This window comes from Phaeobacter sp., assembly GCF_022825805.1.
Lineage (GTDB): Bacteria > Pseudomonadota > Alphaproteobacteria > Rhodobacterales > Rhodobacteraceae > Phaeobacter.
The window spans coordinates 1-7,543 of sequence record NZ_JAJDWC010000064.1 but is presented as its reverse complement, the minus strand read 5'-3'; the positions used below and the strand labels follow the sequence as shown (position 1 = coordinate 7,543).

The window sequence follows — 7,543 nt, the reverse complement described above, 5'->3', positions numbered from 1 at the left end:
CGTTTTCACGCATGACGTCAACTCATCAAAACTCGGAAGTTCGATGACGCTAAGTATACGTGTGTTTTAGACACCTCTATTGCGACATTTCGTACGTCAATTTTCGTCATTTGAGGCTCTATTCCCGTCGTCTGCCGATCTGTCTGGCGCATCGCCCATCAGATAGCGGGGGCCCTGCCCCTTTTGGGCGGCCTCATCGTCGGGATTGTACAACTTACAATTGGGCAAAGACAGGCAACCGCAGCCGATACACCCGTCCAAATTGTCGCGCATCCGCTCCAATGTCGCGATTCGCGCATCAAGATGCTCACGAAACTGCGCCGACAGCTGCGCCCAGTCAGCTTTGGTGGGTGTGCGCCCACCCGGCAGCCCTTTCAGGAAGCTCTGGATTTCCGGCAGCGAGAAGCCGAATTTCTGCGCGATCATGACGAAACTGAGCCGCCGCAAATCAGCCCGCTCGAACCGTCTTTGCCCACCAGCATTGCGCCAGGGCTCCACCAGCCCCTGTGTTTCATAGTAGCGGATTGCCGACACCGCGAGACCGGTCCGCTCTGACAAATACCCAATAGAAACGCCCGCAGATCTCGCCATTGGTTTTCCTCATCAGTTGCCCGATAAAATCGATCAAGAAATAGCTTGATCTAAAGTTAGGTTGAGCAATTAGCCTACCCTCAACGCTGCCAATTTGACAAGCCATAGGAGGGCAAAATGCCAACACGTCTCGAACACGCCAATATCACCGTGTCTTCTCCACAAACCACTGCAGCATGGATGGAAGCCGTGTTTGGCTGGCACATCAGATGGCAGGGCGAGGCCATCAATGGTGGCCATAGCATCCATGTCGGAGCGCAAGACAGCTACCTCGCGCTTTACGCTCCTGACCATGCCGCGCAACCTGCCCCCGAAAGCTATGGCATCCTTGGCGGGCTGAACCATATCGCCGTGGTGGTTGATGATCTTGCTGCGGTCGAAGCTCGGGTGCGCGCTGCGGGTTTCAGGCCTGGCGCACATCACACCTATGAACCTGGGCGCCGCTTCTACTTTCGCGATGACAACAACATCGAATTCGAGGTGGTCAAATATGATGCTTGATATGATCTGGTACAGCCACCGCCCCCGCTGCTTGTTGCGCCAACCAGTGGCACACCAACACCCAAAGCCACGTCCCAAACGCCAAGGGTGGATCCACAAACTGGCCACATGGGTATCACCGTCAGATTGGCGACCACGTGTAGAGCGCCATGCTTTGAAGGGACGCGGGGACTTCTCCGCCTTTGGCCACCCGAGGTGACGAGGGTTCCTGTCACAATCAGGTTTACGCCCGAACCGGGCCTGAAACAGGCCGAAGTAGGTAAACGACCAGCGCAAAAGGGGGATTTCCGCCACTGATCGTGAAATCGCTGTGGACAGCCACTGCCGCCCCCTTGCAATCACCCGGCAGATTGGGTCAGGTACTTGCAACACAACCGGTCAGCCCCTTCGTCTCTGGCGGCGGGGCAGCCGGTTTTCCTATAAACACAATCCACCCATCAAGGTGGATCACCTGACACGACAGCTGGACGCCAACATGGAAAAGATCCCGATGACCCCCACGGGTCACGCAGCCCTCGAAGCCGAGTTGAAAAACCTGAAATCGGTCGAACGCCCGGCCATCATTCAGGCCATCGCCGAAGCCCGTGAATTGGGCGACCTCTCGGAAAACGCAGAATACCATTCTGCGCGCGAGAAGCAGTCGTTCATCGAAGGTCGGATCAAAGAGCTCGAAGGGATCCTGTCCCTCGCCGATGTAATCGACCCCAAAAAACTGAGCGGCGCGATCAAGTTTGGTGCCAAGGTGACCGTGGTTGACGAAGACACGGATGAAGAAAAAACCTGGCAGATCGTCGGCGAACACGAAGCGAATATCGAAGCGGGCCTGCTGAACATCAAATCCCCAATCGCCCGTGCCTTGATCGGTAAAGAAGAAGGCGACAGCGTCGAGGTCCGGACCCCCGGCGGAGACCGAGGCTACGAAATTCTGAAGATCGTTTACGCCGAGTGAAACACGCAGTGCGGGACAACCGCACCGCTTGTCCAATTGGCCCGTTTGTGAACAACCCGAGATGACCAGTCAAAGAGCCGCCACCCCCCCGCCGACCAGCGCGCTTGACGCGCCACCGGAGCGTTCAGCCATTGGCGGTATAGAGGCCACCGCCTTGGGGCTGAGCGCGGCGTGGTTTCTCACGGTTGTGGCGATCTACGTGCTGAACAGCGATGCAGATGCTGGGCAAGCGGCACCCGCCACCTGGTCTGATCTGGTGCTCCTGGCGTCTGCAATCCTGCTTCCGGCCCTGCTGATTTGCGTTGGCGCGGTGGCCTTTCGCTCGGCACAAGTGATGCGCGAAGAATCCCAGCGCCTTCACGCCGCCATAGACGGTATGCGCAAAACCTACATCAGCCATGCCCAACAGGCCGCCTCGGTCAGCGAACCTTCTGTTACACAGAAACTGGACGAAATCGCAGCCGCCACACGCAAAACAGAAACCGCGCTCGCCACCTTCCAGACCAGCCGCCGAGACAGAACGATCCCTGGTGTTTCCCTTCAGGTTGGCACTGCCCGCGACGCCGCTGATCAGGGCTCACTCGCGCTTGGCACCCCGGCAGAGGATCTGGCTGCGCCCTTGCCGGCCGCCAAATTGATCAGAGCCCTGCACTTCCCCGAAACCGCAGAGGATGAAGAGGGGTTTGTTGCCCTCCGCATGGCCCTACAGGACCGCAAGGCCGCCCAAGTCATTCAAGCCGCACAGGATGTGCTGACCCTGCTCAGTCAGGACGGGATCTATATGGATGATCTGCGCCCAGATATGGCGCGGCCCGAAATATGGCGCCAATTTGCCCAAGGCACTCGTGGCCGCGCGGTTGCAGCACTGGGTGGCGTGCGTGATCGCAGCTCACTGGCACTGACCAACGCGCGCATGAAGCAGGATCCTATTTTCCGGGACGCCGCACACCACTTCTTGCGGCGGTTTGACCAGATGCTCGCCGAATTCGAAGAAGAAGCGACAGATGCGGATATCTCGGCAATGGGCGAAACCCGGACGGCCCGCGCCTTTATGCTGCTGGGCCGCGTTGCCGGGACATTTGACTAGGGCTTCAGCCTGCCGTTACAGCCCGAAACTGGCATAGGGGATAAAGCGGACAGGTGTGCCATCGACCACATTGATCGCCTCATCTGGCAGCTCCACCAGGCCCTCCGCCCAACTGAGAGAGCTGACCCGACCTGAGCCTTCGGATTTGAACACCTCAACCTGACCGTTTCGCGCCCGCGCGCGCAGGTACTCCCGCCGTCCGGGTTTCTTTCGCTTGCTGAACGCAGCCGGCAGCGTGAACCCCTGCGGTTCGCGCCAGGACGCGCCCGCCATCACCCCCAACGCCGGGCAGGCAAACACCAGCGTGCAGACCATCGCTGCGACTGGATTGCCCGGTAAGCCAAACACAGGTGTGCCGCTCCACATGCCAAGCGCCAGCGGACGCCCCGGTTTAAGCGCAATCCGCCACTGCTCCATCGCGCCATGTTCGCGCAAAATGGCGGACATATGGTCCTCATCCCCGGCAGAGGCACCCCCGCTGGTCAAAATCACATCCACATCCGCAGCTGCGTCATCCAAGCGGGTTTTCAGCGCCGGGCGATCATCTGCAGCTTTCCCGAGATCGACAGCGGCAAATCCCATGCGACCGATCAACGCCAGCAACATGGGCCGATTTGCATCATAAATCTGTCCAGCGGCGGCTGTGTCGCCCGGTTCGACCAACTCATCCCCCGTCGACAGCACACCAACCCGCAGCGGTTTGCGGACGGTCAGCTCCGACAGACCCGTGGCCGAAGCCAAGGCCAGATCAGCCGGTGTCACCACACGTCCCGCTTTCAGGATCACATCGCCAGCGACAGCATCCTCTCCTGCTTTGCGGGTGTTTGCCCCCGTCTTCAACGGCCCGTGGAAGGCAATCTGCGCCCCATCACAGGTCACATCCTCTTCCAAGACCACCGTATCCACCCCCTCAGGCAGGGCCGCGCCGGTCAAGATGCGAATGGCATGCCCTGCAGGCACTGGTTGATCATGGGGTTGGCCCGCCGCGGCACGCCCGGAAACAAGTGGCCAAACCTGTGCCCCCTCTGGTGCGGGGCCTGCAAACCCATAACCATCCACTGCCGTATTGGGTTGTGGCGGGTTGGAGCGTACGGCCACAACCGCCTCCGCCAGCACACGGCCCAAGGCGTCTGACAACGGCACAGTTTCGGTGGCCGTGACCGCATGCAGCCGATCACGCAGGTGGGCCAACGCCGCATCAACCGGCGTCCAATCGACCCCAGCAGGCAAAGAGAAACAATCGTTGCGCAGCGGAGGTGGTTGAAGTGTCATAGTCTGATCCTCACTCGCTCGACGGGCCTGACGCTCCAGGACATCGCTAGATCCAGCGCCCAAAATCCAAGCCTCTTCCTCTGCCCCGTTACCAGCGGCTGAAAACAAAGCGGTCAGCGCAGCGTCATCCAAAGCCGACAACGCCTGAGACAAAAGCCGCACCTGGATTTTGTCGCGGATTTCATCGGTTCCGGCCTGCTGACTGGCCTGTTTCACAGCAGGCTCGATCAGCCCCGGCCAGACCTCGGCAAAAACCAGCGGCGCATCTGCAACCTCTTCGAAGGGCCAAACCTTGGCAGCATGGCGATGGCGCAACCGCTCTAGCACGGGCAGCCCCATCAAAGCCTGGCTGCCGACAGTCGGGTTGAAAAACAGCTGAAAACAGGAGGAAGACGCCTTTGCCACAAGATCGGTTGCGCGCCGCTCGGCAACCTGGTCATAGACAATTCCGGCTTTGCGATAGGGGATGTCGGGCCAGATGTCCTCTTTGGGCTTGCCCCAGAACGGACCGGCACCGGGAAAGAGGCGGTTCATCTCGGCTGCGACCGCGAAGCGATTGTTCTGCCCTTTCTCGTCGTCTTGGATGCGCTGCTCCAGCCATTGCCACACGGCAAATGGATCGGCCTTTCCCGTCAACTGCGTGGCAAAACCCTTGGGGTACCCAAACGGAAAATCAAACCCAACAAGCGCCCGGTGGCCTGCCGCTCGCTCAGCATCGAAACGGGCCGTCAGCCAGGCCTCCGCCTCCAAACGAGAGCGGCAATAGACCTGTTCGACCGCGACACCAGCCCGTGCCACACCAATCCAGATCGCATCCTTGGTTTCTTTGGCAGGCTTTCGGGTTGCGGCCGACCAATCGACGACGATGACCGTGTCAAACCGTTTCAAGGCCCAGTTCCTCTGCAATGAAATCCGCGATGGCCGTCGTATCGTCGAGGTCAAAGACCGGTCGGTCGAGCATCAGGCGCGTGTCGCTGGCGACCGCCTTCACCGTGGTATCCTGCGGCGCGATTAAAGGCTGGCCTGCAGCCTGTCGATGCGCTTCAATCTTTGGATGTGGCTCGCGTTTGAACCCTTCCACCAGGACCAAATCCACGGGCTGCAACCGTGCCAGCAGCGTCTCGAATGCGGGTTCCGGCGCGCCACGCAGCTCTTGCATGATGGCCACGCGATTGGGGGAGGCCAGCACCACCTCTGACGCGCCGGCCATACGATGTCGGTAGCTGTCCGTGCCCGCGTGATCGACATCCGTGCTGTGATGCGCATGCTTGAGTGTCGATACGCTGAGCCCACGGTGACAGAATTCAGCGACCAGCCGCTCCATCAGGCCAGTCTTGCCGCAGTTCTTCCAACCCGTGACGCCATAGATCTTCACACCCGCTCCTCCGCGGCGCGACGCTCCGCTTCGGCCAGATCCTCGGGCGTATTGACGTTGAAAAACGCCTCATCATCAAATGCGGCGGTCGCTGCACCATGTTTGTCCGTCCACAGCACAACCTTGCGCAAACCGCCCTCTAGCGCTGCCCGCAAATCAGCGCGCAAAGCCACTGGCCAAAGGCCGAAGGTCGGGTGCCGATTGGTTCGCCCGCCCTCATGTGTTGCAGCCAATGCAATGGGGGTGTTTGCCCGTTCCGCCGCCCGCGACAACCGTCCGACCAGATCGGTGGGGAAGAATGGCGTATCCGCCGCCGCTGTCACAATATGGGTTGCGCCCGCCTGCGCTGCCCATTCCATGCCCGCCAGCACGCCAGCCAACGGGCCGGGAAAATCCGGCAAACTGTCGGCCACAACAGGCAGGCCATATTCTGCAAATCGGTGCGGATCTCCATTGGCATTGATCACCAGGCGCCCAACCTGTGGGCCCAGCCGATCAACCACGCGATCCAGCATGCTGCGGCCGCCAACAACCAGTGCGCCCTTGTCGCCGCCGCCCATCCGTGTTGCCTGCCCTCCGGCGAGGACAACACCCATTGGCTGTTCCATTGTCATTGCTGTCTCTCCTGCTTTCGATCACAGCACCAAATGCGATCTCACCGATCACCCCAGGGCGAGCTACCGCGCGCCTTTGCGCCGGTTGCGGCTGTCTTCAGTCGGCACATCTGCCGGGTCCATGTCGCGCACGAGACGATGTTCACCCGACAGACAAACAAACCGCTGGCCGCGCATCCGGCCAACAAGCGTCAGACCCAGATCCTGCGCAATCTCAACACCCCAAGCGGTGAACCCCGATCGGGACACCAACACCGGGATACCCATCATGGCTGTTTTGATCACCATTTCAGAGGTCAGACGCCCGGTGGTGTAGAGGATCTTGTCAGAGACATCTGTGCCTGTGCTCTGCAGCCAACCGGCGATTTTATCGACGGCGTTGTGGCGGCCGACATCCTCCATATAAACCAGCGGACGGTCACGCTGACACAGCACCGTGCCATGGATCGCCCCAGCCTCCAGATAGAGCGAGGGGGTCCGATTGATTTTATGCGCCAGGGCATAGAGCCAGGAAGAACGCACCTCTGCCTCAGGCAGTTTGACCCCTTCCAGCCCCTCCATCATATCGCCAAAAACCGTCCCTACCGCGCAGCCCGATGTGCGGGTCTTTTTCTGCAGCTTTTCCTCGTAGGTGGTTTCCACCTCGGTGCGCACAACAACGGTTTCCAACTCTTCGTCGTAGTCAACGCCGGTGACAACATCCTGAGGGTGCAACATGCCCTGATTGCGCAAAAAACCAAGGGCCAGATACTCAGGGTAGTCCCCGATGGTCATGGCCGTGACGATTTCCTGACGATTGAGATAGATGGTCAGCGGGCGCTCTTCCACCACCGACAATTCAACCAAAGCGCCGGTGTGATCCCGGCCTTTTACCGGACGAGTGAGCCGCGCCTGTTGCGGATCCGGAGCGATCAGATACTCTGCCACAACCGATGCGTGATGTGTCTGTCGTTCTGTCATCACCAATTGCAAACCTTATCTCGCGGGCCTATGCCAATTGGGGAACAACCTAGGACTAGGCAGCCGACTCATAAAACTCGATCCACAGTCTGACGGATGCCAGTTTGATCATCGACAGGAAATTGCGTGACGTCTTTTCGTATCGGGTTGCGATGCGACGGAACGAGGCTTTCAGCCTGCCAAAGAACCGCTCG

General features: G+C 59.8%; 8 protein-coding genes and 1 pseudogene. 3 read left to right on the top strand and 6 right to left on the bottom strand.

Going from position 1 to position 7,543, the window contains the following annotated elements; genetic code table 11:
• Positions 1-96 precede the first annotated feature (96 nt).
• Positions 97-591, bottom strand: coding sequence for a redox-sensitive transcriptional activator SoxR (gene soxR / locus Q0C28_RS06865; protein WP_293574095.1), 495 nt, complete (start codon positions 589-591; stop codon positions 97-99).
• A gap of 117 nt (positions 592-708) precedes the next feature.
• Here soxR and Q0C28_RS06860 point away from each other — a divergent pair, with 117 nt between their 5' ends.
• From Q0C28_RS06860 to Q0C28_RS06850, 3 genes are all read left to right on the top strand, one after another.
• A complete protein-coding gene (locus Q0C28_RS06860; protein ID WP_293574093.1) occupies positions 709-1,092 on the top strand; it encodes a VOC family protein in 384 nt (127 codons plus the stop codon).
• 475 nt (positions 1,093-1,567) lie between these two features.
• Positions 1,568-2,041 carry a transcription elongation factor GreA gene (greA, locus tag Q0C28_RS06855; protein WP_293574091.1) on the top strand — a complete coding sequence of 158 codons (474 nt, stop codon included), beginning with the start codon at positions 1,568-1,570 and terminating at the stop codon, positions 2,039-2,041.
• A gap of 61 nt (positions 2,042-2,102) precedes the next feature.
• Positions 2,103-3,128, top strand: coding sequence for a hypothetical protein (locus Q0C28_RS06850; protein ID WP_293574089.1), 1,026 nt, complete (start codon positions 2,103-2,105; stop codon positions 3,126-3,128).
• A 15-nt stretch (positions 3,129-3,143) separates the two neighbouring features.
• On the opposite strand, the gene glp is transcribed toward Q0C28_RS06850, so the two are convergent.
• From glp to Q0C28_RS06825, 5 genes and pseudogenes are all read right to left on the bottom strand, one after another.
• Positions 3,144-5,288, bottom strand: coding sequence for a gephyrin-like molybdotransferase Glp (glp, locus tag Q0C28_RS06845; protein ID WP_293574087.1), 2,145 nt, complete (start codon positions 5,286-5,288; stop codon positions 3,144-3,146).
• Entirely contained in the window at positions 5,275-5,775 is a 501-nt protein-coding gene (mobB, locus tag Q0C28_RS06840; protein ID WP_293574085.1) for a molybdopterin-guanine dinucleotide biosynthesis protein B, read from the bottom strand. The genes glp and mobB overlap by 14 nt, the downstream gene beginning before the upstream one ends.
• Positions 5,772-6,383, bottom strand: coding sequence for a molybdenum cofactor guanylyltransferase MobA (gene mobA / locus Q0C28_RS06835; RefSeq protein ID WP_293574097.1), 612 nt, complete (start codon positions 6,381-6,383; stop codon positions 5,772-5,774). The genes mobB and mobA overlap by 4 nt, the downstream gene beginning before the upstream one ends.
• A gap of 69 nt (positions 6,384-6,452) precedes the next feature.
• Positions 6,453-7,349 (bottom strand): formate dehydrogenase accessory sulfurtransferase FdhD, encoded by an 897-nt coding sequence (locus tag Q0C28_RS06830; protein WP_293574083.1) that lies wholly within the window; start codon positions 7,347-7,349, stop codon positions 6,453-6,455.
• Between the two features lie 55 nt (positions 7,350-7,404).
• A pseudogene (locus Q0C28_RS06825) lies at positions 7,405-7,543 on the bottom strand (IS5/IS1182 family transposase); the annotation flags it as partial.

What these genes read in the sequence shown, in the direction of transcription:
- soxR (WP_293574095.1), bottom strand. Translation starts at nt 591, where the DNA reads ATGGCGAGATCTGCGGGCGTTTCTATTGGGTATTTGTCAGAGCGGACC.
- Q0C28_RS06860 (WP_293574093.1), top strand. Translation starts at nt 709, where the DNA reads ATGCCAACACGTCTCGAACACGCCAATATCACCGTGTCTTCTCCACAA.
- greA (WP_293574091.1), top strand. Translation starts at nt 1,568, where the DNA reads ATGGAAAAGATCCCGATGACCCCCACGGGTCACGCAGCCCTCGAAGCC.
- Q0C28_RS06850 (WP_293574089.1), top strand. Translation starts at nt 2,103, where the DNA reads ATGACCAGTCAAAGAGCCGCCACCCCCCCGCCGACCAGCGCGCTTGAC.
- mobA (WP_293574097.1), bottom strand. Translation starts at nt 6,383, where the DNA reads ATGGAACAGCCAATGGGTGTTGTCCTCGCCGGAGGGCAGGCAACACGG.
- Q0C28_RS06830 (WP_293574083.1), bottom strand. Translation starts at nt 7,349, where the DNA reads ATGACAGAACGACAGACACATCACGCATCGGTTGTGGCAGAGTATCTG.